Origin of the sequence: Hylemonella gracilis str. Niagara R (assembly GCF_000600295.1) — a bacterium.
GTDB classification, from domain to species: Bacteria; Pseudomonadota; Gammaproteobacteria; order Burkholderiales; family Burkholderiaceae_C; genus Hylemonella; species Hylemonella gracilis_A.
Window position 1 is genome coordinate 2,774,830 of the sequence record NZ_JEMG01000001.1, and the last position, 23,925, is coordinate 2,798,754.

A 23,925-nucleotide genomic window follows, 5' to 3' on the forward strand; every position below is an offset into this window, starting at 1 on the left:
GACGCCCAGACGGACAAGGAACTTCAATGTCTGAATCTTTTGCCGCCCTGTTCGAAGAATCCCTCAAGCGCTCCGAAATGAAGGCGGGCGAGGTCATCACGGCCGAGGTCGTGCGCATCGACCACAACCATGTCGTGGTGAATGCCGGCCTCAAGTCCGAGGCCTTCGTGCCCGTCGAGGAATTCAAGAACGACCAGGGTGAGCTCGAAGTCCAAGTGGGTGACTTCGTGTCCGTCGCCGTCGACGCCATCGAAAACGGCTACGGCGACACCATCCTGTCGCGCGACAAGGCCAAGCGCCTCGCCTCGTGGATGAGCCTGGAAAAGGCCCTGGAGTCCGGCGAATTCGTCACCGGCACCACCAGCGGCAAGGTCAAGGGTGGCCTGACCGTGCTGGTCAACGGCATCCGCGCCTTCCTGCCCGGCTCCCTGGTGGACACCCGTCCGACCAAGGACCTGACGCCCTACGAGAACAAGACCCTGGAATTCAAGGTCATCAAGCTGGATCGCAAGCGCAACAACGTGGTGCTGAGCCGCCGCGCCGTGGTGGAAGCCTCCATGGGCGAAGAGCGCGCCAAGCTGATGCAGAACCTCAAGGAAGGCGCCATCGTGCAGGGCGTGGTCAAGAACATCACCGAGTACGGTGCCTTCGTGGACCTCGGTGGCATCGACGGCCTGCTGCACATCACCGACATGGCCTGGCGCCGCGTGCGCCACCCCAGCGAGGTGGTGCAGGCTGGCCAGGAAATCACGGCCAAGATCCTCAAGTTCGACACCGAGAAAAACCGCGTCTCCCTGGGTCTGAAGCAGATGGGCGACGATCCCTGGCTGGGCGTCTCGCGCCGTTACCCGCAAAGCACGCGCCTGTTCGGCAAGGTCACGAACATCGCCGACTACGGCGCGTTCGTGGAACTGGAGCCGGGCATCGAAGGCCTGGTGCACGTGTCCGAAATGGATTGGACCAACAAGAACGTGGCCCCGTCCAAGCTCGTCTCCCTGGGTGACGAAGTGGAAGTCATGGTGCTGGAGATCGACGAAGACAAGCGCCGCATCTCCCTGGGTATGAAGCAGTGCAAGGCGAATCCCTGGCAAGAGTTCGCGCAAAACACCAAGCGCGGCGACCGCGTCAAGGGCCCCGTCAAGTCCATCACCGACTTCGGCGTGTTCGTTGGCCTGGCCGCTGGCATCGACGGCCTGGTGCACCTGTCCGATCTGTCCTGGAACGAGCCCGGCGAAGCCGCCGTGCGCAACTACAAGAAGGGTCAGGACGTGGAAGCCATCGTGCTGGCCATCGACGTGGACCGCGAGCGCATCAGCCTGGGCATCAAGCAGCTGGACGGTGACCCGTTCGCCACCTTCACCTCGATCAACGACAAGGGCGCAACCGTGACCGGCAAGGTCAAGACGGTGGATGCTCGCGGCGCCGAGATCGACCTGGGCGAAGACGTGATCGGTTACCTGCGTGCCTCCGAAATCAGCCGCGACCGCGTGGAAGACGCGCGCAACGTGCTGAAGGAAGGCGACGAAGTCACGGCCGTGGTCACCAACGTGGACCGCAAGACCCGCAACATCCAGCTGTCGATCCGCGCCAAGGACCTGGCCGACGAACAAGGCGCCATGGCCAACCTGAACCAGAACTCGGGCACCGCTGGCACGACCAATCTGGGCGCGCTGCTGAAGGCCAAGCTCGACGGCAACAACGGCTGATGATGGCGCATTGACCTTGCCGCCCACGCGGCCCCGCTGACGCCGGACCCACGCGGTCCGCCACGTCGGCGAGGTCGTGGTGGCAGGGTTACGCGGCGCCTGCCACGCGCACCTCACGTCATGACCCGCTCCGATCTGGTTGAAGCCTTGGCTGCCCGTTTTGGGCAGCTCACGCACCGCGACGCCGAGTTCGCCGTCAAGGCCATCCTGGACGCGATGAATGACGCGCTGGTGCGCGGGCGCCGCATCGAGATCCGCGGTTTCGGCAGTTTCTCCATCAACCGCCGGCCGCCCCGCATGGGTCGCAACCCGCGCAGTGGCGAAAGCGTCGCCATCCCCGAAAAGCGGGTACCGCACTTCAAGCCGGGCAAGGCCCTGCGCGAGGCGGTGGACGCCAGCGCGGCGCGCGAAAACGAGGGACACAGCGAGGACGATCGTCCGGACTGAACACCACGCGCTTAAAATCGGGGCCTCCCACCAGCACAAACGAGGGTGGACAACAGAGGTCGCACGATGAACAAACTGGTCTGGCTGCTCAAGTGGATGCTTAGGGCAGCCATTTTTTTCGCCCTGCTGGTGTTCGCGCTCAACAACCAGACGCGGGTCACGCTGAATTTCTTCCTGGACCATCAATGGAACGCCCCCCTGGTGTTCGTGGTACTGGCCGCCTTCGCCTTGGGCTTGGCGCTGGGCATCCTGGTCATGCTGCCGCGCTGGCTGGGCCAACGTCATGCGGCTCGCAAGGCGCGCCGCCAGCTCGAAGCCGACAACGACACCAAGCTCGGCATGAGCACGCAATTCACGCCATCCAGGTCGTTCCCGCACGATCATTCCGTCGGATGACGCACGTCCACACTTCGTCGCAAACCCCTGCCCCATGAATCCTGAACTGAGCTGGCTGCCCGGCTGGTTGCCCTTTGTCCTGCTGGCCCTGCCGGTAGCCTTCGCCCTGGGCTGGCTGGCCTCCCGACTGGATTGGCGCCAGTTGCGCCTGGAAGACCGCCGCAACCCACGTGCCTATTTCCGAGGACTGAACTTCCTGCTCAACGAACAGCAGGACCAGGCGATCGACGCTTTCATCGAGGCCGTGCAGAACGATCCCGACACCTCCGAGTTGCATTTCGCGCTCGGCAACCTGTTCCGGCGTCGGGGCGACTATGAACGCGCGGTGCGCGTGCACCAGCACCTGCTGTCGCGCGGCGACCTGAGCCAGGCGGAACACCAGCGTGCCCAGCACGCACTGGCGCTCGACTACCTCAAGGCCGGCCTGCTCGACCATGCCGAGGCCGCGCTGCTCAAGCTCGAGGGCACGCCTTTCCAGACCCAAGCCCGTCTCGCGCGGCTCGCCAACCACGAACGCGCGCGCGACTGGTCGCAGGCCGCCGCCATCGCGCGCACCCTGGATGGTGCCCAGGACTTGGGCGTGGGTGCCGGCTCGGGCGCACAGCTCGCGGGCAGCTTCGCACCCCGGTTGGCGCATTACCTGTGTGAGCAGGCTGCGGAGCGCCTGGCCTCCAGGGATGCGGACGGCGCGCAGGAACTCCTGCGCCGTGCCATCGAAACCGCCCCTCAGGCACCGCGACCGCGCATCGAACTGGCCCGGCTGCAGATGCAGCGGGGTCAGGCCGCGGAGCAGGACAGCGCGCGCGCCGAGGCCGCGCGCTTGGCCTGCGACACCTTGATCGCCGCGCTGGACGCCAGCCCCGCCGCCGCCCCCTTGATCGCCGCGCCCCTGGTCAAGGCCGCCCAAGCCTGCGGACAGGAAGCACCCGTCAGGACGCGTCTGCAAGCGCTGTACGCACAAGCTCCCTCGCTCGACCTGCTGGAAGCCCTCATCGCGCTGCGCGCGCCCCTGCCGCCCCCGGCGGGTGAGTCCTCCGCCGAGGACCTGCGTGGCTGGTACCTGCACCACCTGGGACACGAGTCCTCGCTGGCCGCCGCGAGCAAATGGCTGGCCGGCGAGAAGCTGGAACACGAGGAACACCATCCCCTGGTCCAGCGCGCGCTGGATCGCGCCACCCAGCCCCTGCTGCGCTACCGTTGTGCCGCCTGCGGCTTCGAAGCCAAGCAGCATTTCTGGCAATGCCCGGGCTGCCAGTCTTGGGACAGCTACCCGGCGCGGCGCGTCGAAGAGTTGTGAAACACCCGCCAGTTGCGCAGTGGCCCACGCCCTGACCCTGGTCAGCCACGAGACCACGGAACAGCCCCATGCTCGTCACGCAGGAACAGCTCGCTCGCGCCCGCATCCTCGTGGTCGGCGATGCGATGGTGGACCGTTACTGGCATGGCGCGGTGGACCGCATCAGCCCCGAAGCCCCCGTGCCGGTGGTGCGCGTGACACGCGAGGAACTGCGTCTGGGCGGCGCCGCCAACGTGGCGGCCAATGTGGTCGCGCTGGGCGCACAGGCCACGCTGCTCACCGTGGTGGGCCTAGATGAAGCTGGACAGGCCCTGGAAAAGCTGCTTGCGCACAGCGGTATCCAGGCCCAACTGGGGCGCGACCCCCTGCTGCAGACCACGGTCAAGCTGCGGGTCATCGGCCGCCAACAACAGTTGATCCGACTGGATTTCGAGAACCAGCCGCAGAGTGAAGTGCTCGCCTCGCGGATGGAACGCTACACGCATCTGCTGGCGGAGCATGACGTGGTGCTGATCTCCGACTACGGAAAAGGCGGGCTGGACCATGTGCGACGCATGATCACGCAGGCGCGTGCGGCGGGCAAGCCAGTGTTGGTCGACCCCAAGGGCCTGGACTATGCGTACTATGCCGGCGCCACCGCCATCACTCCCAATCGGGACGAATTGAGGCAGGTCATCGGAACTTGGCGCGACGACGACGAATTACGCGCCAAGGCCCAGGCGCTGCGCGAGCGCCTGCACTTCAACACCCTGCTGCTCACACGCAGCGAGGAAGGCATGACGCTGTATGACGCCAAGGGCGAGACCCACGTGGCGACCCAGGCGCGCGAGGTGTTCGACGTGACGGGCGCGGGCGACACCGTGATCGCCACGCTGGCCGCCCTGGTCGGCGCGGGCCTGTCCCTGCGCGCCGCCATGCCGCTGGCAAACCAGGCTGGTGGCATCGTGGTCGGCAAATTCGGCACCGCCACCGTGAGCCACGCTGAACTTTTCGGCACCTGATTGCATGGGGGCACGCGCCTCACGGCGGCCTGAAGCGCGAGCGGGAACCAGCGCCCCGCAGCCCGAGGCGAGGGTCCGCGTAGCCTGGCGCGGTCGCGCTCAGGGGCAGCGGTAGACCTCGAAGGCGCGCTGGCCAAGTTCGGCCGAGGCGCCCCTGACCAGCGCGTTGCCGCCCATGCGGAAGGCTTGGCGGCGGGCTTCGATCAACAGGTTCTCTTCCACCGCATCGGACGTCCGGGTCACCGGGCCGACGCCGGCCCATACCGTCACGGACGTGCTGCCCAGGTGCTGGCAACTGAAGACCTCAACATCCTTGGCCAGCCGGATGTCCTGGTGCTCACGCGGATTCAGGGCGCTGCAGGCCGACACACCCCAGGCCAGCAGGATCAGCGCGCCAATTTGCACGCCAGCCGGAACCCGCAGGCGCATGCCGCGTCCTGACTCGGGGATGAACAGGTGTTTCATGGCTTAGCTCCTTGCGATGGCTTGACGCCGGTCACCTGCAGGTAACCGGTGCGTGTGACAGGCGACACGGCGTCCAGCAACTGGGCATGCCGGGTCTGGTGGCGGGTGACCATGCGTGCATCGGCCACCGCACGCGAGCGGCAGAACCAGTGGCAGCTGTGCTGCATCAGCAGCAGTTCCGCCATCAAGGTGTAAGCCTTGTCACGGGGCGAGCGCTGGTCGCGGTTTTCCACCACCGTGACGATGCCTTCGGCATGGACCGCCAGCAACGAGCGCATGTCGAAGGTTTGCCTGGGAAAAAGCTTGTCGGCGTAGGGCAAGGCCCAGCCCAGGGTGCTGACCTGGGTCTGATCGTTCCAGACTTTGGCGAAGTCCTCGGCAAAGCGGCTGAACTGCCGGCTCAGGTCCTGCTCTGCGCCTTGCAGGCTGGCCCAGATCTGCTCGCGCCGGACCTGCTCCTTGGCATCCAGCGCGCGCAGATAACCTTCCGTCACGGTCTGCATGAGCTTCTCGATCTGGTGCTGGTTCAGATGCTGGGCCAGCAGCAGGATGCGGCGACGCTGATCCTGCATCTTGAGGAACTGAAAACCCAGGGCGGGGGCAAGCAAAAAGGCGAGAAATAACTCCATGCGAATGTGGATTCTGTGGGGTCGTTGTGGTGCGAGCCCATCAGTGTAGCCAAGGCTCAGGCGGGCTCGCCATAACCTCCACCACCCGGCGTGTGGATTTCGAACACGTCACCGGGCGCCATGTCCGCCGTTCCGATGTGCCCCAGCACCTCCACCGCAGCGGGCCCGGCGCCCTTGCGCGCGCGCACGACCCGGTTGATGCCCGGCTGGCCCGGCGCACCACCGGCCATGCCGAACGCGCCATGCACGCGACCGTTGGACAGGATGCCGGCGGTCATGGCTTCCAGGAACTGCACGCGCCGCACACCACCGTCGCCGCCGCGCCAGCGACCCGGGCCGCCCGAACCGCGGCGGATCTCGTAGGCCAGCAGGCGCACCGGGAAGCGGAACTCCAGCACCTCGGGGTCGGTGAGGCGTGAATTGGTCATGTGGGTCTGCACCACGCTCGTGCCGTCGAAGCCACTGACCACACGCCCGGTTTCATCGATGAGCGCTCCCGCGCCTGAGCCCCCGGAGATGGTCTCGTAGTACTGGTACTGCGCGTTGCCGAAGGTGAAGTTGTTCATCGTGCACTGGCTGGCCGCCATCATGCCCAGCGCGCCGTAAAGCGCGTTGGTGATGCACGACGAGGTTTCGACATTGCCCGCGACCACCGAGGCCGGTGGATTCGGGTTCAGCATCGAGCCCGGCGGGATGATGACCTTGAGCGGCTTGAGGCAGCCCGCGTTGAGCGGGATGTCGTCGTCGACCAGGGTGCGGAAGACGTAGAGCACCGCTGCCATGCACACGGCCGTGGGCGCGTTGAAGTTGTTGATCTGCTGCGGACTGGTTCCGGTGAAGTCGATCTCGGCGCCTCGGTTGGCGGTGTCCACGCGCACCGCGACGCTGATCTGTGCGCCGTTGTCCAGTGGCAGGGTGTAGCTGCCGTCCTTGAGCCGGGTGATCACGCGGCGCACCGATTCCTCGGCGTTGTCCTGCACATGGCGCATATAGGCCTGCACCACGTCCAGGCCGAACTGCGCGACCATCTTGCGCAACTCCTGCACGCCTTTTTCATTGGCGGCGATCTGCGCCTTCAGGTCGGCGAGGTTCTGCTGCGGGTTGCGCGAGGGATACTCGCCGCTCGCCAGCAGAGCCAGCACCTCGGCTTCGCGCAGCGCGCCGCGGTCCACCAGTTTCACATTGTTGATCTGCACACCCTCTTCCTCGATGCGCGTCGAGAACGGCGGCATGGAGCCTGGGGTCGTGCCGCCTATGTCCGCGTGGTGCCCGCGCGAACCGACGTAGAAAGTCGGCTCCCCGCTGCCCTGGATGTAGACCGGCGTGATCACTGTCACGTCAGGCAGGTGGGTGCCACCGTGGTAAGGGTCGTTGAGCATGTACACGTCGCCAGGCTGCATGCGGCCCTTGTTCTCTCGGATCACGGTCTTGATGCTCTCGCCCATGGAGCCCAGATGGACCGGCATGTGCGGCGCGTTGGCGATCAGATTGCCCTCGGCGTCGAACAGCGCGCAGGAGAAATCCAGCCGCTCCTTGATGTTGACCGAGTGCGCGGTGTTCTGCAGTTGCAGTCCCATCTGCTCGGCGATGTTCATGAACAGGTTGTTGAACACCTCCAGCAGCACCGGGTCGGCCTGGGTGCCGACCGCGTAACGCTGCTCGCGCGCGACACGGCGCTCCAGCACCAGGTGGTCCAGGGCGGTCAGCTTGGCTTCCCAACCCGGCTCGACCACGGTGGTCGCGTTCTTCTCGGCGATGATGGCCGGGCCGGTGATCAGGTCACCGGGGCGCAAGTCCTCGCGCACGACCAGGGCGGCGGAGTGCCAGGCACCCCCGGAATAGAGCCGCACCGTGTCACGACGTGGTGTCTCGCGCGGCAGGCTGAGCGCATGCCGCCGCTCGGTCGGCGCGTCGCCCGCGATGACAGCCTCGACCGAGACCGCCTCGACGATCAGGCCCTTGCCCGGCATCAGGAAGGCGTAGCGCTGGCGGTAGGCGGATTCGAAACCGGAGACGATGCCGGCGTGGGTGGCTTCAGGACTGGGCGCTTCCGGGTAGGACACCACCAGGGCCGCGTCGCTGCCCTCGTACCGCACATGCACACGCCGCTGCACGGTGATCGCGCCCTGACTGACCTGCTGCCCCGCCAAGGCCTGGGTCGCACTGCGCGCCAGCGCATCGAGCCGGGCCGCGAGTTCCGGCAAGGCGGCCGCGCTGAGCGTTTTTTCCACCGCCTGCTCGCGGATCAGGCTCTGGTCGGCCAGGCCCATGCCATAGGCCGACAGCACGCCCGCGAGCGGGTGCACCAGCACGCGCGTCATGCCCAGGGCATCGGCCACCAGGCAAGCGTGCTGTCCGCCCGCGCCGCCAAAACATTGCAAGGTGTAGCGCGTCACGTCATACCCGCGCGCCACCGAGATCTTCTTGATGGCATTGGCCATCTGCTGCACGGCGATGTTGATGAATCCCTCGGCCACCTCCTCGGCGCTGCGCCCGGTGCGGGCCGCGAGTTCACCGAACTTCGCGCGCACGGCCTCGGCATCCAGCGTTTCGTTGGCCTTCGGACCGAACACCTTGGGGAACCAGGTCGGCTGAATTTTCCCGAGCAGGACGTTGGCGTCCGTCACGGCCAGCGGGCCGCCACGACGGTAACTGGCCGGCCCCGGGTTGGCGCCCGCGCTCTCGGGCCCGACGCGGAAGCGCGCGCCGTCGAAGCTGAGGATGGAACCACCTCCCGCCGCCACCGTGTGGATGCTCATCATGGGCGCGCGCATGCGCACACCGGCCACCTGGGTCTCGAACTCGCGCTCGAAGGCGCCCGCGTAGTGGCTCACGTCGGTGCTGGTGCCCCCCATGTCGAAGCCGATGACCTTGACGCCGCCCTCCGCGGGCGCGGAAGCCGCGTCGGTAAAGGCCAGTTCGGCCGTGCGTGCCATGCCCACGATGCCGCCGGCCGGACCGGAGAGGATGGCGTCCTTGCCCTGGAAGGCATGGGCGTCCGTCAGCCCACCCGACGACTGCATGAAGTACAGGGGCACACCCGGCATCTCACCGGCCACCTGCTCGACGTAACGGCGCAGGATGGGCGAGAGATAGGCATCCACCACCGTGGTGTCGCCGCGGCTCACGAACTTCATCAGCGGACTGGTCCCGTGCGAGGTGCTGATCTGGGTGTAGCCGACCTCGCGCGCGATCGCGGCCGCACGCGCCTCGTGTGCGCTGTAGCGGTAACCATGCATGAACACGATGGCCACGCTGCGCAAGCCGGCGTCGAACTGGGTCTGCAAGTCCCGCTTCAATTTCAATGCAGCCACTTCGTCCAGCGGCGCCACCACCTCGCCGTGCGCGCCCATGCGCTCCTCGGCCTCGACCACGGCGGTGTAGAGCAGTTCCGGCAGCAGGATGCGCCGATCAAAGAGGCGCGGCCGATTCTGGTAGGCGATGCGCAGCGCGTCGCGAAAGCCCCGGGTCGTGACCAGCAGCGTCGGCTCGCCCTTGCGCTCCAGCAAGGCATTGGTCGCCACCGTGGTGCCCATCTTCACGCATTCCACCAGCGCGGGCGTGACAGGTTCACCTGGCTTCAAGCCCAGCAGATGGCGGATGCCGGCCACCGCCGCGTCCTTGTATTGCTCCGGGTTCTCGGACAGCAGCTTGTGCGTGGTGAGGGAACCGTCCGGGCGCTTGGCCACGATGTCGGTGAAGGTGCCGCCGCGATCGATCCAGAACTGCCAGCGGGAAGGAAGTGGGTGGTGGGACATGGTCTAGAGGCTCGCGCCTGTGAAAGTTCAAGAGAAGATGAGCCGCAGCATGGGAAGCCGCGGCGGCCGGACAAAGAAGGCCAGATTGGTGCATCCAAGCACCAAGGCGTGCATGCCAAGTGTGGGCACGGGCGTGGTCATGGACCTGGATCTGCACATGGCATGCGCTGCAAAGCGCGTCAGGGCTGGCATCACAGCGTTCACAACGAGGCTGCAGCGCGTGCCGCCTGGTCGTACACGCCCGAGAGGACACGCAGCAGCCGCGCGAGTTCGCCGATGTCGCGATTCAAGGCATCGTCGGCCTTGAGCGCGTCAATCAAGCAGGTTTCGCGGATCTCGCGGTAGCGCTGCACATAGGCCTGGCCCTGCTCGGTGGAGGCATAGGTCACCTCCTTGCCGTTCTTGCTGGAAGCCACCACGCCCAAGCCTTGCAGCTTCTTGAGCGAATAGTTGATGAGGTGGGTGTCCTCCACATTCATGATGAAGCAGATGTCGGCCAAGCGCTTGTCACGAGCACGGTGCGTGACATGGTGCAGCACCAGAACGTCCAGCGGTGTGAGGTCCTTCAGCCCGGCCGCGCTCATGCAATGCGCGATCCAGCGATGGAAGGCATTGCCCGCGACGATGAGTCCGAACTCGAATTCGCTCATCTCGGCGCTGCGCGGAGAGACCAGATGCGCCGAGGACACGATGGGGGAACCGGCGGACTTCTTGGCGGTGGCGGATGAAACGGCGGCTTTGCGCGGCATCAGGGGGCTCCTGTCTGGCATCGATATTGCATGCGACGAATTGTAGGGAGATAAAAAACAATTTACCAACAAAATGTCGACATTGCGGGAAAACACCAAGCAGTATCCGTGCCGCCTTCACTACAGTTTGCAAACCGTTTTCAACCCATTTCACTGGAGATCACATGAAACGTCGCCTGTTCACCCTCGCCGCAGCCCTCGCCATCACGGGCGGCAGCGCCCTGGCTCAGACCAAGTGGGACCTGCCGGCGGCCTACCCGGCCACCAACTTTCACACCGAGAACCTGACGCAACTCGCGGCCGACGTGGACAAGGCCACGGGCGGCAAGCTCAAGATCACCGTGCATGCCAATGCCTCGCTCTTCAAGGCACCCGAGATCAAGCGCGCCGTGCAAGGCGGACAGGCCCAGATCGGCGAAATCCTGCTGGTGAACTTCACCAATGAATGGGCGCTCTTCGGCGCCGATGGCCTTCCCTTCCTGGCCGATGGTTATGACAGCGCCTTCAAGCTCTACCAGGCCCAGAAGCCCTTGCTGCAGAAGAAGCTGGACGAGCAAGGCATGGTGCTGCTCTACACCGTGGCCTGGCCGCCGCAAGGCATCTATGCCAAGAAGCCCATCAACAGCGCGGCCGACCTCAAGGGCGTGAAGTGGCGTGCTTACAGCCCGGCCACCGCGCGGATCGCCGAGCTGGTGGGCGCGCAACCGGTGACCGTGCAGGCCGCCGAGTTCGCCCAGGCCCTGGCCACCGGCGTGGTCGAGAGCACCATGACCTCCGGCGCGACCGGCGTGGACAGCAAACTCTACGAGCACCTGAAGTACTACTACGACACCCAGGCCTGGCTGCCCAAGAACGCGGTCATCGTGAACAAGGCTGCCTTCACCGCCCTGGACAAGCCCACGCAAGACGCCCTGCTCAAGGCCGCCGCCACCGCCGAGAAACGCGGCTGGGACGCCAGCCGCAAGGTGAACACCGAGACCCTGGCCAAGCTCAAGGCCGAGGGCATGCAGGTGCTGCAGCCATCGCCCGCGCTCAAGGCTGACCTGCAAAAGATCGGCGAAACCATGCTGAAGGAATGGCTGGAGAAATCCGGCGCCGACGGCCAGGCGCTGGTGTCGGCCTACAAGAAGTAAGCCGATCTCGCGAGCAAGAGGGCTGAACCATGATGCGCCGTACACTCAACGCCCTCTATGACAGCGCCGCCGCCGTGGCGGCGCTTTTCATGGTCGGCCTGCTGATCGCGGTACTGCTGTCCATACTCGGGCGGCAGTTCCACTTCCATATCTCCGGCATCGACGCCTACGCCGGCTACCTGATGGCTGGCGTGGCCTCGTTGGCACTGGCACACACGCTCAAGCGCGGCGAACACATCCGCGTCACGCTGTTCCTGAACGCCTTGAAGGGTCGCTGGAAACGCGCCCTCGAACTCTGGGCCCTGAGCCTGGGCACCTTGCTGGCTGGGCTGTACGCCTGGTACTGCGTGCGCCTGGCCTGGCTGTCTCACGTCTACCACGACATCTCCACCTCCAACGACGCCACGCCCTTGTGGATTCCGCAGATCGGCATGGCCGCGGGCGCGTTGATCCTCGCCATCGCCATGCTCGACGAGCTGGTTCTTGAAATCCTGGGCCGCCGCGTCGTCACCGACGGCGAGGCCCTGCGCAATGAGTAAGTCCGCATGAACGACCTCGCCATCACTGCCTTGCTGGTGCTCACGCTGTTCCTGATCCTGGGCAGCGGCGTCTGGGTCGGGCTCACGCTTTCGGGCGTGGCCTGGATCGGCATGCAGCTCTTTTCGTCCCGCCCGGCCGGGGACGCCATGGCCGTCACCATCTGGGGCTCCGCCACCAGTTGGACCTTGACCGCCCTGCCCTTGTTCGTCTGGATGGGTGAAATCCTGTTCCGCACCCGGCTGTCGCAGGACATGTTCAAGGGCCTGGCGCCTTGGATGCAGGCACTGCCCGGCCGCCTGCTGCACACCAATGTCGCGGGTTGCACCCTGTTCGCCGCCGTCTCGGGCTCCAGCGCGGCCACCTGCGCCACCGTGGGCAAGATGACCTTGCCGGAGCTGAAGCAACGCGGCTACCCCGACGACATCGTGATCGGCACGCTCGCGGGCGCGGGCACGCTGGGCCTGCTGATCCCTCCCTCCATCATCATGATCGTCTATGGCGTGATGGCCGAGGTCTCGATCGCCAAGCTCTTCGTCGCGGGCGTGCTGCCCGGCATATTGCTGGGCGTGCTGTTCTCGGGCTACATCGCGGTGTGGGCCTGGCGCCATCCAGACCGCGTGCCGCCCGCCGACACCCGGTTGGGCTTCGTGCAGAAGCTGGCTGCCTCGCGCAGTCTGATTCCCGTGGCATTACTCATCACGGCCGTGCTGGGCTCCATCTACAGCGGCATCGCCACCGCGACCGAGGCCGCCGCCGTGGGTGTGGTGGGCGCGCTGCTGCTGTCGGCAGCCCAGGGCTCACTGAACTGGACCACCTTCCGCGACGCCTTGATGGGCGCAACCCGGCTGTACTGCATGATTGCACTGATCCTCGCGGGCGCGGCTTTCCTGACCCTGTCCATGGGCTACATCGGTCTGCCGCGCCACCTGGCCGAATGGATCGGCACCTTGGGCCTGAGCGAATTCCAGTTGTTGGTCGCCCTCACCTTCTTCTTCATCCTGCTGGGCTGCTTCCTGGATGGCATCTCGATGGTGGTGCTGACCATGGGCGTGCTCATGCCTACGGTGCAGAAAGCCGGCATCGACCCGATCTGGTTCGGCATCTTCGTGGTGCTGGTGGTCGAGATGGCGCAGATCACGCCACCCGTGGGCTTCAACCTTTTCGTGCTGCAAGGCATGACGGGCAAGTCCCTGGGCTGGATCGCCCGCGTGACCCTGCCCATGTTCGCCCTGATGGTGGTGGCTGTGTTGCTGCTCTGGCTCTTCCCGGCCATCGCGACCTGGCTGCCAGGCCATATGTAGAGCACCAAGTGCCCCATGAACAAGCTGCTCCTTTCCCACCGCCTGGCGCTCGGCTTCGGAGTCGTCCTGACGCTGCTGGCCGTGATCACCGCCACCTCCTACTGGGGGCTGACGCGCATCAATGGCGGTCTGCGCTTCATCGCCGAGGTCTACGCCGACAAGGCCGACCAGTCTCGGCAGATGGACCAGGCCCTCAACCACGCCCTGATCGCCATGCGCAACCTGGCGCTGGGGGAAACGCCGGAGAACGAGCTGCGGCAGATGGCGCAGTTGCGAGAGGCGCTGCAGCGCTATGACGCGGTGAAGGCGCGACTCGCCACCGCGCTCGAGGGCGAGGAAGAAAAAGCGCTGTTCAAGCAGCTTGAAACCTCCGAGCAAGCGGCGCGGCAAATCCTGCTCGATGCGCGCCAGCAGGCCGGCAGCGACGACCCGGAGAAGAACGCTTTTCTGCTGCGCTTCGACTTGCGACGCAACATGGAGAAATGGGACACGTTGCAAGGCGCCTGGAGCCGGGACATCGAGAACCTGGCCCGTCTGGAGACTGAGCTCGGCCAGCATTACTCCTCTGAGCTGCAGAGCACTTCCGGCCACATCCAGGCCATCGTGCTGGCGGTGGCAGGCGCGGCGCTGCTGGCCGGCATCGTGGCCTCGCTGCTGATCGCGCGGTCCATCACGCGCCCCCTGGCCTCTTCGGTGGTGCTGGCGGACCGCATCGCCCAGGGTGACCTCTCCCTGCCGCAGCACACCCAACGACGCGACGAAATCGGTCAGTTGCTGATGGCGCTGGAATCGATGCGCGGCCAGCTGCACATGCTGGCCTCCGAGGTCAAGGCCACCACGGACGGCATCGGCATCGCGGCTTCGGAAATCGCTCGCGGTAGCATGGACCTGTCGCACCGCACCGAGGAAACCACCAGCAGCCTGGAGCAGACCGCGCATTTCATGGGCGAGCTGACCGGGCGCGTGCGCGATGCCGCGGACGTGGCGCAGCAGGCCAGCCAGCTCGCCGTGTCGGCCTCCGACGTGGCCGGCCGAGGCGGCGCCGTCATGGCCCAGGTGGTCTCGACCATGGAAAGCATTGCGGGCGATGCCGGACGCATCGCGGACATCGTGGGCATGATCGATGCCATCGCCTTCCAGACCAACATCCTGGCCTTGAACGCCGCCGTGGAAGCCGCGCGCGCCGGAGAGCAAGGGCGCGGCTTCGCCGTGGTGGCAAGCGAGGTGCGCAACCTCGCGCAGCGCAGCGCCGAGGCTGCGAAGGAAATCAAGGGCCTGATCGGCGCATCCAACCAAAAGGTGAGCACCGGTGCGCAACTGGTGCGCGAGGCCGGCTCGACCATGGGCGACATCGTGGACTCGGTGCAGCGGGTCACGCGGATGATCAGCGAGATCAGCGCCTCCGCCCTGCAGCAGAACGAAGGCATCGGCCAGGTCAACCAGGCCGTGACGCGCCTGGACGGCATGTCACAGCAGAACGCCGCCCTGGTCGAGCAATGCACGGCCACTGCCGCCTTGCTGGCAGACCAGGCCAGCACACTGGCTCAGGTGGTGCAACGCTTCAAGCTCGCGGCGGACGAGGCGGTCGGTACACCCCAGGCCCTCGGTTACGACGCTGGGCGTGCACCCCGGATGGCACTGACCTGAAGCGACGCAACCCGCTTGCCCTTGAGCGGCGGCTCAGCCTTCCTGGGTATGGGTGCCGCCACCCCGGCCCTGCAACAACTCGGTGAACTTCGCCACCGGCAAGGCCGGGTGGTAGAGCCAGCCCTGAACCTCGCGCACGTTGAGGCCGAGCAGGATGGTGCGCTGGATCTCGGTCTCCACGCCTTCGGCCGTGACCTCCAGCCCCATCGTCATCGCCATCACCGCGATGGTGCGCGCGATCGCCATGTCATTCGGATCGGTGGCGAGGTCACGGATGAAGCTGCGGTCGATCTTCAGCCGCGTCAGCGGCAGGAACTTGAGCATGGACAGGGACGAGAAACCGGTGCCAAAGTCGTCCAGCGCCAGGTGCACACCCTGGGCGCGCAACTTGTGCAAGGCCTGTTGCACCGCCTCGCCGTGCTGCAGCGACGATTCGGTGAGCTCGACTTCCAGCATCGTGGGCGACAAGCCGTGGCGCGCCAAGGTCTCACCCACGCGCTCGGCATAACCGTCCTGCTGCAGTTGCAGGGCCGATACATTGATGGCCAGCCGGCCTGCGTCCAGACCCCGTGCCTTCCAGTCGGCTGCGTTGCGGCAGGCTTGTTCCAGCACCCAATCGCCGATCGGCAGGATGAGGCCGGTCTCCTCGGCCAAGGGGATGAAGCGCTCGGGGCTGATGCGGCCCGACGTCCCGTGGTTCCAGCGCAGCAGTGCCTCGGCGCCGGTGATGCGGCCGTCGCGCAGGTCGATCACGGGCTGCCACTGAAGCTCCAGCTCGCCGCGCACAATGGCCTGGCGCAGGCCCTGCTCCAGCTGCAGGCGCTCCAAGGCGCGACGGGCCAACCCTTGCGAAAAGACCGCGCTGCGGTTGCGACCGGCCGCCTTGGCCGCGTACATGGCGGTGTCGGCGGCCTTGACCAGCTCGTCCGCGCTGTCGGCATGCTCGGGAAACAGGGCGATGCCGATGCTGGCCGTCGTGCTGACCGTCTGGCCCACGCTGGTGCGTATGGGTTCGCTGATCAGCGCCAGCAGTTTGCGGCTCAGCGCCATCGCGTCCTCGGTGCTGCGCAGCTTGTCCAGCAGGATCAAGAACTCGTCGCCGCCCATGCGGATGGCCACATCGTTCTGGCGCAGCGTGGTGCGAAAGCGGCGGGCGATCTCCACCAACATCTCGTCGCCCACCGTGTGGCCCAGGGAGTCGTTGACGTTCTTGAAACCGTCAATGTCGATGAAAAGCAGGCCGAACCCCCCTTCCTCGGTCCGGCTGGCCGCGCGTGCAATGTTGTGGCGCAAGCAGATGTCGAGCTGATGGCGATTGCCCAGGCCCGTCAGCGCGTCGTGCAAGGCGATATGGGTCAGGCGACTCTCGACGCTGCGCAGGGCGGAGACGTCACAGAAAGTCAGCACGTAGTGCGTGAGCTTGCCCACCCGGTCGATCACGGGCGACAGACTTTCCCAGGCCGGGAACAGGGACTGGTCGCGCCGGCGGCAGGTGGTCTCGACTTGGACCGAGTCCTGGTCGTCCGCACCCGCGATGCGGCGCCGGTCACCGCTGCGCGCGGCATGCAGGAAGTCGTCGGGCCGCTGGCCCAGAACCTCTTGCACCCGGTAGCCGGTGATGCGCTCGAAGGCTCGGTTGGCCATGCACACGCGCTGCTCGCGGTCCAGGATCAGGATGCCGTCGCCCGTGGTTTCAAAGACCACGGCGGCCTGGCGCAGATGCTCCTCGGCTTGCACGCGCTCGCTCACGTCACGCAAGATGCCGACCACGCGGTCTTCCTCGGCGAAGTAGCTGGCGTGGATTTCCAGCCAGATGCGTGCACCGTCGTCGCGTCGCCAGGCCGCGCAGACCTGGACCATGCGCCCGGCCCGCAAGAGGCCGTCCAGGTCCTGGCGCACCTCCAGTTCCTCGATGTGGCGCAGAAAGGCGTCACGGCTCACGGTGAAACTCTGCGAGGACTGAGCGAGGATGGTTTCCAGGAAGCCATCGAGTTCGACCTGCTGTCGCGTCGCGTCGAACTCCATCACCCCGAAACGGCCCGCCTCCATCGCCAGCCGAAAGCGCCGCTCGGCGCGGCGGGTCTTGCGTTCCTCATCCACCCGCGCCAGGGCCGCGCGTATGGTGGCGTTGAGCTCGACGATCTGGATGGGCTTGAGCACGTAGCCATAGGGCGCGGCCTCGATCGCGCGCTGCAGGATGTCTTCGCCTGCATAGGCCGTGAGGTAGATCACCGGCAGGTGGAGCTTGTGCGACACCTCCTTGGCCGCGCGCGTGCCGTCGCCGCCTCGCCCCAGGTTGATGTCCATCAGGACCAGGTCCGGGCGCTCGCGCGTGGCCAGATCAACCGCCTGCTGCTCACTGGACGCGATGCCTGTGACGCTGTAGCCCAGGGCCTCCAGGTTCTGCCGCAAGTCGTAGGCGAAGATCAGTTCGTCCTCGACGATCTGGACCCGGATGCGTCGCGGTGTTTCCTGCAGCGTTTCGGTGTTCATCATGCATGCTCCTCCTTGGGTCCTGACTCAATCGTCGATCGGGAAGGTGAAACGCAGTCCAGTGCCTGGGCCTGGCAAAACTTCCACCTCGGCGCCGATCTGCTGCGCCAGCATGAAGACCAGCTGGTAACCCATCGACCGTGAGTTCATAGGCACGAAACCGACCGGCAGCCCCACCCCATCGTCACCGACCTCCAGCACCGCCTGCGAACCCTCGCGCCGGGCGGAAACGCGGATGCACCCGGAATTCCGCCCCGCAAAGGCATGCTTGTACGAATTCACCACCAACTCGTTGACGATCAGCCCGCTGGGCACGGTCTTGTGCGTTTCGACGCGCATGCCCTGCGCGGGCACGTCCAGTTGCAGCTCCACCGACGTAGCCTCGCGCACATAGGTCTGCTTGAGCAGTTGCACCAGCTTGCCCAGGTACGGGCCGAATTCGAGCCCGGAAAAATTGCTGCCCTCGTACAGCAGCTGGTGGGTCATGGCGATCACGCCGACCCGGCTGCGGCTGTCGCGCAGTACCTCGCGGGCCGCGCCCTCCGCGCTGCGCGAATGGATGTCCAGCAGGCTCGCCACGATCTGCAGATTGTTCTTGACCCTGTGGTGCACCTCGTTGAGCAGCAAGGTCTTCTCGCGCAGGGATGCCTCCATCGCGGCCTGGGCCGCGAGCCGTTCCGTGATGTCGACCACGGTGGCGAGTATCTCGGGCGGATCACGCCCTGGAATCGGGCTGAGCGCCACCTCCACCGGAAACTCGCTGCCGTCCAGGCGCAGCGCTGTGAGCTTGCGTCGCTCGGCCATCACCCGCTTGGTCGGCGCCTGCAGGTAACGCCCCATCTCCATGCGGTGGGTGCTGCGCCGCGCCTCGGGCAGCAGCATGTTCACATGCTGGCCCAGCAGCTGTTCCGGCTCGCAGGCGAACAGCTCACCCATATTGCGATTGACCAATAGCATCCTGCCCTCGGCGTCGACCAATGTCATGCCCTCGGGCGCCTGCTCGAAAAGGCTGCGCAGGCGGGCCTCGCTGGCTGCGAGCGCCCGCTGATGGGCCTGCTGCAAGGTCATGTTCAAGGCCTTGACCAGGACGCCGCCGACCGTGCCGTCCCGGGCGCGAATGGGCAAGTAACTGGCGCGCCATTCAGAGGACTGGCCGGGCAGGCTGGGCACCTCGACCATCACCCGGAAACCTTCTTGCGCCTCACCCGCCAACACCTTGTCCAACAACGGACCCAGCTCTGCATATGCCGCAGGCAGCACCTCGGACACCTTGCGGCCGATCGCGGCGTCCAGGTCCACGCCGTTGAAAGCGGCCAGTGTGCTGTTCATGCGTCGGTAACGCAAATCGCGGTCCAGCACCGCCAGTCCGAGGCCCAGATCGCTGGAAAACAGCGCATCCAGAACGGCACTGTCTTCGATGGCATCAGCTTCCATACATCTCCCTGATGAGGCGCGCGAACCTGCGCGCTGCTTTTTTGTGGGACTCAAGGTAGCACAGACCCCGGGGGCTTCCAATCCCCTGCGGCCACTCCAACACCGTGGCACCTCGGCCCTGCGCGGCCAAACACTCCGGGCTCAAGCAAACGGCAAAAGCGTGAAAAACGCACGCCCTATGATCTGTCGTTCGTACCCCGCGCCCTTTGGGCCGCATGAACCGCCCCCTGCCCATGAACTCCGGATTGAATTTCCTCGTCGCCGCCCGCCAGTGCGAGATCAGTGAGCTGGAACAACTGGCCCTGACCAGCGAGCTCGTGAGCGTGATCGGCCGGCTGGTGCATGCGCTGCAAAGGGAGCGCGGCATTTCCAATCTGTTCCTGGCCTCGCGCGGCGAACGCTTCGGCTCGCAACGCGCGCCGCAGGTGGAGGAATGCGAGCGCCTGCAGGCCGAAGTGATGGCGCGTTTCGACGCGCTGGACACCGACGCGAGCCGTGCGCGCAACGGCGCGCGCCTGTTCAACCGCATCGCCTACGTGTTGCAGGCGCTGGACGGTCTGCCCGCGCTGCGCGCGCGTGTCGCTGCCCTGGCGCTCACGGCCGAAGAGACCACCGCAGCCTTCGTACGCCTGATCGCGGGCCTGCTGGGCGTGGTGCTGGAAGCCGCCGACAGCGCGACAGACCCCGAGATCTCGCGCGCGCTGGTGGCCCTGTTCCATTTCATGCAGGGCAAGGAATACGCCGGGCAAGAGCGCGCGCTGGGCTCGGCAGCCTACGCCTCCGGACGCATTGACCCGGAACGCCAGCAGCAGTGGCGTCACCTCGTGGACGCCCAGGACGCGTGCTTCCAGGTGTTCCAGGATTTTTCCGACGCCAAGGCACGCGGGGCCTGGGCGGACCAGCACGACGCGGAAGCCCTGGCCGCGCAGGAGAAACTGCGCCGTGCGGCGTTGGACGCGCGGCTCAGCAGCGCGCTCGACCCCAACGCCAGCCTGCCCTGGTACGACAGCTGCACCCGACGCATCGACGCCATGCGCAAGGTCGAGGACGCGCTGGCCATCCACCTGCGCAGTCTGTGCGAGCGCCGCATCGCCCAGGCGCGCGCCGAACTGCGCGACCAGCAGGCCAGCCTGCAAGCCCTGCAGCGCCAGGCTGCGGCCTCGGACGCCGAGCCGGCGACCACCCTGCTGTCCCCCAGCTTGAGCCCGCACCTGGAACGTTCGGTGCTCGGCATGGTGCAGGAGCAGAACCGCCGCCTGCAGGCCATCAGCGACGAACTGGCGACCACGCGCGCCGCGCTCAACGAGCGCAAGGTGATTGAGCGCGCCAAGGGCCTGCTGATGGCCTCGCGCAAGCTGAGCGAAGACGAAGCGCACGCGATGTTGCGGCAGACAGCGATGAACCAGGGCCGCAAGCTGGTGGATGTCGCCAACACGGTGCTCAGCATGGCGGACCTGCTTTAGACAGGGTTCAACCACGCCACGCCCCAAAGGAAATGGAAGTGCGATTGGCGCGACCGACATCGCGACTCCGTCGTTCTTGGTGCAACGCACAAAAAATGTGCCCGGCCCGCGCCCGCTGGCGCACGGCCTTCCGCAGCCGGCACACTCACTAAATTACTGATTCATAAGGAAATTTTTCCTCAGATCGAGCAAAAAAATTCTGGCACGGATTCTGCTTAGGTGTTGTCGTGCCTGACCAATGAAGGTTAGGCGCCGCTCTCCTCAGGATTGCGCTTGGACAACGGCGTCCATTTCCCGCGAGCTCACGTTCGCGGCGGAATGGGCGCCGTTTTTGTTTTTGCGTTCTGTCTTGTATTCGCCTTGTCATCAGGAGTCCACCCATGAAGAACCGCCCGCTGCCCGCCTCATCCTCCCGCCGCACGCTCTTGCGCCAGGCCGCCGCCGTGGGCGGTGCCGCCGTCGCCGGTAGCTTGTGGTCCAGCCGCGTCGCGGCATCCACCCAACTGGAGACCAAGGCCGCCAAGCTGGGCTTCATCGCGCTGACCGATGCCGCGCCCCTGTTCGTGGCCGATGAAAAAGGCTTCTTCAAGAAGCACGGCATGACGGAAGTGGAAGTGCTCAAGCAATCCTCCTGGGGCACGACACGCGACAACCTGGTGCTGGGCTCCAAGAACAACGGCATCGACGGCGCGCACATCCTCACCCCCATGCCCTACTTGATGACCACGGGGGCGATCACCGCCAACAACGTGCCGACCCCCATGACCATCGTGGCACGGCTCAATGTCGGCGGCCAGGGCATTTCGGTGGGCAGCGAATACCAGGACCTCAAAGTCGGTCTTGACGCCAAGGCCTTCGGCAAGGCCATGCAAGCCAAGCGCGCCAAGACTGGCAAGCCGGTCAACGCGGCCGTGACCTTCCCCGGAGGCACGCACGATCTCTGGATGCGCTACTGGCTGGCCGCGAGCGGCATCGACCCCAACAAAGACATCAACACCATCGTCGTGCCGCCACCTCAGATGGTCGCGAACATGAAGGTTGGAAGCATGGACACCTTCTGCGTCTGCGAGCCCTGGAACCGCCAGCTCATCAACCAGAAGATCGGCTACACGGCGCTGACCACCAGCGAACTCTGGATGGACCACCCGGAAAAGGCCCTGGGTCTGCGCAAGGACTATGTCGACGCCAACCCCAACGCCACCAAGGCCCTGATCAAGGCCGTCATGGAAGCCCAGATGTGGTGCGAGGACCCGGCCAACCGCGCCGAGGTAGCCGAGATCTGTTCGCGTCGGCGCTGGATCAGCGCGCCGGTCGAGGATGTGATCGACCGCGTCAAAGGCGACTTCGACTACGGCACCGGCCGCGTGGAGATGAACAGCAAGTTCCAGATGCGCTTCTGGAAGGACCATGCCAGCTACCCATTCCAGAGCCACGACCTGTGGTTCCTGACCGAGGACATCCGCTGGGGTTATCTGCCGCCCAACCTGGACACCAAGGCCCTGATCGCCAAGGTGAACCGCGAAGACCTCTGGCGCGCGGCCGCCAAGGAACTGGGCGTGGCGGCAAAGGACATTCCCACCAGCACCTCGCGCGGTGTGGAAAAGTTCTTCGACGGCAAGGTCTTCGACCCAGCCAACCCCAAGAAGTACCTGGACAGCCTGTCCATCAAGTACCTCAAGAGCGCCTGATCCCGCCCCTGTTCGCAGAAGGAAGTCCCATGAGCACCCCCGACACCCTGGAACCCATCCGGCTCGCACCCGCGGCCAAGGCTTCACGGGCCGGCGCCTGGCTGGCCGCCAAGACACGCAGTCTGGCCCTGACCGTGCTGCCGCCCCTGATCCTCATCGGCCTGCTGGTGCTGATCTGGGAGCTGCTGGGCGCGCGGCCCGGCGCCACCCTGCCGCCGCCCAGCCGGGTGGTGCAGGAAACCTGGGAGCTGATCGTGAGCCCCTTCTACGACAACGGCGGCAACGACGTGGGCCTGGCCTGGCAGCTGCTGGCCAGTCTCAAGCGCGTGGCGTATGGCTACGCGCTGGCGGTGGTGGTCGGCGTGGGCCTGGGCGTGCTGGTGGGCCAGTCCAGTTGGGCGCTGCGCGGCCTGGACCCCTTGTTCCAGGTGCTGCGCACGGTGCCGCCGCTGGCCTGGCTGCCGATCTCGCTCGCGGGCTTTCGAGATGGCCACCCCTCGGCCATCTTCGTGATCTTCATCACCGCCATCTGGCCCATCATCATCAACACCTCCATCGGCATCCGCAACATCCCGGAGGACTACCGCAACGTGGCCCGGGTGATCCGGCTCAACGGGTTCGAGTACTTCGGCAAGATCATGTTGCCCGCGGCGGCACCCTTCATCTTCTCGGGGCTGCGCATCGGCGTGGGCCTGTCTTGGCTGGCCATCGTCGCGGCCGAGATGCTGATCGGCGGCGTGGGCATCGGCTTCTTCATCTGGGACGCCTGGAACTCCTCGCGCATCAGCGACATCATCCTCGCCCTCATCTACGTCGGGCTGATCGGCTTCCTGCTCGATCGCCTCGTCGCCTGGATCGGCCGCGTCGTGACACGCGGCACCGCCGCCAGCTGAACCCGAACCCCGCACGGAGAACGACACCATGAACAACGCCTACCTCAGCCTGTCCCAGGTGGACATGACCTTCCAAAGCCGCAACGGCGCCAGCAACCCCGTCCTGCGCAACATCAACCTCGACGTGCGGCGGGGCGAGTTCATCACCCTGATCGGCCACTCGGGCTGCGGCAAGTCGACTGTCCTCAACATCGTCGCCGGCCTGTTGCGGGCCACGCAAGGCGGCGTGATCCTGGACGGCCGCGAAGTCAACTCGCCCGGACCGGACCGCGCGGTGGTCTTCCAGAACCACTCTCTGCTGCCCTGGCTCACCGTGCACCAGAACGTGGCGCTCGCGGTCGAGAAGATCTTCCGCGACAGCAAAACGGCGGCCGAGCGCAAGGCCTGGGTGCTGCACAACCTGGAAATGGTGAACATGACGCACGCGCTGCACCGCCTGCCCTCCGAAATCTCGGGCGGCATGAAGCAGCGCGTGGGCATCGCACGCGCGCTGTCCATGGAACCCAAGGTACTGCTGCTCGACGAACCCTTTGGCGCGCTGGACGCCCTGACCCGCGCCCACCTGCAGGACGAAGTCATCCGCATCCAGGGGGAGCTGGGCAACACCGTGCTGATGATCACCCACGACGTGGACGAGGCCGTGCTGCTGTCGGACCGCGTGGTGATGATGACCAACGGCCCGGCCGCCACCATCGGTCAGATTTTGGACGTACCTCTGGCGCGGCCGCGCGACCGCATCGCGCTGGCGGGCGACGCCACCTACAACCACTGCCGGCAGGAGATCCTGAGCTTCCTGCACGAGAAGCAACGCAAGGTGGAATCCATCGCCACACCCCGCGCCGACGGCGCCAACGACAAACAGGCCGTTGCCCTGCGGGCCTGAAA

19 protein-coding genes are annotated in these 23,925 nt (G+C 66.0%); 13 read left to right on the plus strand and 6 right to left on the minus strand.

What is annotated here, in order from left to right; translation table 11 throughout:
- The first annotated feature begins 26 nt into the window (after positions 1 to 26).
- From rpsA to rfaE1, 5 genes are all read left to right on the plus strand, one after another.
- Positions 27 to 1,706, plus strand: coding sequence for a 30S ribosomal protein S1 (rpsA, locus tag AZ34_RS12740; protein ID WP_035608625.1), 1,680 nt, complete (start codon positions 27 to 29; stop codon positions 1,704 to 1,706).
- Positions 1,707 to 1,826: 120 nt separating this feature from the next.
- Positions 1,827 to 2,153 carry an integration host factor subunit beta gene (locus AZ34_RS12745; protein WP_035608627.1) on the plus strand — a complete coding sequence of 109 codons (327 nt, stop codon included), beginning with the start codon at positions 1,827 to 1,829 and terminating at the stop codon, positions 2,151 to 2,153.
- 66 nt (positions 2,154 to 2,219) lie between these two features.
- Positions 2,220 to 2,549 (plus strand): LapA family protein, encoded by a 330-nt coding sequence (locus AZ34_RS12750; RefSeq protein ID WP_035608631.1) that lies wholly within the window; start codon positions 2,220 to 2,222, stop codon positions 2,547 to 2,549.
- Between the two features lie 34 nt (positions 2,550 to 2,583).
- Positions 2,584 to 3,846, plus strand: a complete 1,263-nt coding sequence (locus AZ34_RS12755; protein WP_035608633.1) for a lipopolysaccharide assembly protein LapB — start codon at positions 2,584 to 2,586, stop codon at positions 3,844 to 3,846.
- Between the two features lie 68 nt (positions 3,847 to 3,914).
- Positions 3,915 to 4,847, plus strand: coding sequence for a D-glycero-beta-D-manno-heptose-7-phosphate kinase (gene rfaE1, locus AZ34_RS12760; RefSeq protein WP_051509793.1), 933 nt, complete (start codon positions 3,915 to 3,917; stop codon positions 4,845 to 4,847).
- 99 nt (positions 4,848 to 4,946) lie between these two features.
- Here rfaE1 and AZ34_RS17665 read toward each other — a convergent pair whose 3' ends face one another.
- The 4 genes from AZ34_RS17665 to AZ34_RS12780 form a co-directional block, all read right to left on the minus strand.
- Positions 4,947 to 5,312: a hypothetical protein gene (locus AZ34_RS17665; RefSeq protein WP_051509795.1), complete on the minus strand. Its 366-nt coding sequence runs from the start codon at positions 5,310 to 5,312 to the stop codon at positions 4,947 to 4,949.
- Positions 5,309 to 5,941 carry a hypothetical protein gene (locus AZ34_RS12770; protein ID WP_035608636.1) on the minus strand — a complete coding sequence of 211 codons (633 nt, stop codon included), beginning with the start codon at positions 5,939 to 5,941 and terminating at the stop codon, positions 5,309 to 5,311. The genes AZ34_RS17665 and AZ34_RS12770 overlap by 4 nt, the downstream gene beginning before the upstream one ends.
- Positions 5,942 to 5,997: 56 nt before the next feature.
- The gene (locus tag AZ34_RS12775; protein WP_035608638.1) at positions 5,998 to 9,699 is read right to left on the minus strand and encodes a hydantoinase B/oxoprolinase family protein; all 3,702 of its coding nucleotides are present in this window, start codon (positions 9,697 to 9,699) and stop codon (positions 5,998 to 6,000) included.
- A gap of 200 nt (positions 9,700 to 9,899) precedes the next feature.
- Positions 9,900 to 10,448, minus strand: a complete 549-nt coding sequence (locus tag AZ34_RS12780) for a winged helix DNA-binding protein (RefSeq protein ID WP_035608640.1) — start codon at positions 10,446 to 10,448, stop codon at positions 9,900 to 9,902.
- Positions 10,449 to 10,612: 164 nt separating this feature from the next.
- On the opposite strand from AZ34_RS12780, the gene AZ34_RS12785 reads away from it, so the two are divergent.
- From AZ34_RS12785 to AZ34_RS18930, 4 genes are read left to right on the plus strand one after another with little or no spacing between them, the layout of a single operon-like run.
- The gene (locus AZ34_RS12785) at positions 10,613 to 11,581 is read left to right on the plus strand and encodes a TRAP transporter substrate-binding protein (RefSeq protein WP_035608642.1); all 969 of its coding nucleotides are present in this window, start codon (positions 10,613 to 10,615) and stop codon (positions 11,579 to 11,581) included.
- A 32-nt stretch (positions 11,582 to 11,613) separates the two neighbouring features.
- Positions 11,614 to 12,120: a TRAP transporter small permease gene (locus AZ34_RS12790; RefSeq protein WP_035611686.1), complete on the plus strand. Its 507-nt coding sequence runs from the start codon at positions 11,614 to 11,616 to the stop codon at positions 12,118 to 12,120.
- A gap of 6 nt (positions 12,121 to 12,126) precedes the next feature.
- On the plus strand, positions 12,127 to 13,422 hold the full coding sequence (locus AZ34_RS12795) for a TRAP transporter large permease (protein WP_035608645.1): 1,296 nt from the start codon (positions 12,127 to 12,129) through the stop codon (positions 13,420 to 13,422).
- Positions 13,423 to 13,437: 15 nt separating this feature from the next.
- Positions 13,438 to 15,069, plus strand: coding sequence for a methyl-accepting chemotaxis protein (locus tag AZ34_RS18930; RefSeq protein ID WP_035608648.1), 1,632 nt, complete (start codon positions 13,438 to 13,440; stop codon positions 15,067 to 15,069).
- A 33-nt stretch (positions 15,070 to 15,102) separates the two neighbouring features.
- Here the strand turns inward: AZ34_RS18930 and AZ34_RS12805 are convergent, their stop codons facing one another.
- Together AZ34_RS12805 and AZ34_RS12810 are read right to left on the minus strand one after the other, a co-directional pair.
- Positions 15,103 to 17,565, minus strand: a complete 2,463-nt coding sequence (locus AZ34_RS12805; RefSeq protein ID WP_051509797.1) for an EAL domain-containing protein — start codon at positions 17,563 to 17,565, stop codon at positions 15,103 to 15,105.
- 24 nt (positions 17,566 to 17,589) lie between these two features.
- Entirely contained in the window at positions 17,590 to 18,996 is a 1,407-nt protein-coding gene (locus tag AZ34_RS12810) for a sensor histidine kinase (RefSeq protein WP_051509799.1), read from the minus strand.
- A gap of 233 nt (positions 18,997 to 19,229) precedes the next feature.
- Here AZ34_RS12810 and AZ34_RS12815 point away from each other — a divergent pair, with 233 nt between their 5' ends.
- From AZ34_RS12815 to AZ34_RS12830, 4 genes are all read left to right on the plus strand, one after another.
- Entirely contained in the window at positions 19,230 to 20,459 is a 1,230-nt protein-coding gene (locus AZ34_RS12815; RefSeq protein WP_035608651.1) for a nitrate regulatory protein, read from the plus strand.
- Between the two features lie 380 nt (positions 20,460 to 20,839).
- A complete protein-coding gene (locus AZ34_RS12820; RefSeq protein WP_035608653.1) occupies positions 20,840 to 22,147 on the plus strand; it encodes a CmpA/NrtA family ABC transporter substrate-binding protein in 1,308 nt (435 codons plus the stop codon).
- 29 nt (positions 22,148 to 22,176) lie between these two features.
- The gene (gene ntrB, locus AZ34_RS12825) at positions 22,177 to 23,040 is read left to right on the plus strand and encodes a nitrate ABC transporter permease (protein ID WP_035608654.1); all 864 of its coding nucleotides are present in this window, start codon (positions 22,177 to 22,179) and stop codon (positions 23,038 to 23,040) included.
- A 28-nt stretch (positions 23,041 to 23,068) separates the two neighbouring features.
- The gene (locus tag AZ34_RS12830; protein ID WP_035608655.1) at positions 23,069 to 23,923 is read left to right on the plus strand and encodes an ABC transporter ATP-binding protein; all 855 of its coding nucleotides are present in this window, start codon (positions 23,069 to 23,071) and stop codon (positions 23,921 to 23,923) included.
- Positions 23,924 to 23,925 lie beyond the last annotated feature (2 nt).

Bases quoted from the DNA above. Each gene is read 5' to 3' on its own strand.
- rpsA (WP_035608625.1), top strand. From the start codon at position 27: ATGTCTGAATCTTTTGCCGCCCTGTTCGAAGAATCCCTCAAGCGCTCC.
- AZ34_RS12745 (WP_035608627.1), top strand. From the start codon at position 1,827: ATGACCCGCTCCGATCTGGTTGAAGCCTTGGCTGCCCGTTTTGGGCAG.
- AZ34_RS12750 (WP_035608631.1), top strand. From the start codon at position 2,220: ATGAACAAACTGGTCTGGCTGCTCAAGTGGATGCTTAGGGCAGCCATT.
- AZ34_RS12755 (WP_035608633.1), top strand. From the start codon at position 2,584: ATGAATCCTGAACTGAGCTGGCTGCCCGGCTGGTTGCCCTTTGTCCTG.
- rfaE1 (WP_051509793.1), top strand. From the start codon at position 3,915: ATGCTCGTCACGCAGGAACAGCTCGCTCGCGCCCGCATCCTCGTGGTC.
- AZ34_RS17665 (WP_051509795.1), bottom strand. From the start codon at position 5,312: ATGAAACACCTGTTCATCCCCGAGTCAGGACGCGGCATGCGCCTGCGG.
- AZ34_RS12770 (WP_035608636.1), bottom strand. From the start codon at position 5,941: ATGGAGTTATTTCTCGCCTTTTTGCTTGCCCCCGCCCTGGGTTTTCAG.
- AZ34_RS12775 (WP_035608638.1), bottom strand. From the start codon at position 9,699: ATGTCCCACCACCCACTTCCTTCCCGCTGGCAGTTCTGGATCGATCGC.
- AZ34_RS12780 (WP_035608640.1), bottom strand. From the start codon at position 10,448: ATGCCGCGCAAAGCCGCCGTTTCATCCGCCACCGCCAAGAAGTCCGCC.
- AZ34_RS12785 (WP_035608642.1), top strand. From the start codon at position 10,613: ATGAAACGTCGCCTGTTCACCCTCGCCGCAGCCCTCGCCATCACGGGC.
- AZ34_RS12790 (WP_035611686.1), top strand. From the start codon at position 11,614: ATGCGCCGTACACTCAACGCCCTCTATGACAGCGCCGCCGCCGTGGCG.
- AZ34_RS12795 (WP_035608645.1), top strand. From the start codon at position 12,127: ATGAACGACCTCGCCATCACTGCCTTGCTGGTGCTCACGCTGTTCCTG.
- AZ34_RS18930 (WP_035608648.1), top strand. From the start codon at position 13,438: ATGAACAAGCTGCTCCTTTCCCACCGCCTGGCGCTCGGCTTCGGAGTC.
- AZ34_RS12805 (WP_051509797.1), bottom strand. From the start codon at position 17,565: ATGATGAACACCGAAACGCTGCAGGAAACACCGCGACGCATCCGGGTC.
- AZ34_RS12810 (WP_051509799.1), bottom strand. From the start codon at position 18,996: ATGGAAGCTGATGCCATCGAAGACAGTGCCGTTCTGGATGCGCTGTTT.
- AZ34_RS12815 (WP_035608651.1), top strand. From the start codon at position 19,230: ATGAACTCCGGATTGAATTTCCTCGTCGCCGCCCGCCAGTGCGAGATC.
- AZ34_RS12820 (WP_035608653.1), top strand. From the start codon at position 20,840: ATGAAGAACCGCCCGCTGCCCGCCTCATCCTCCCGCCGCACGCTCTTG.
- ntrB (WP_035608654.1), top strand. From the start codon at position 22,177: ATGAGCACCCCCGACACCCTGGAACCCATCCGGCTCGCACCCGCGGCC.
- AZ34_RS12830 (WP_035608655.1), top strand. From the start codon at position 23,069: ATGAACAACGCCTACCTCAGCCTGTCCCAGGTGGACATGACCTTCCAA.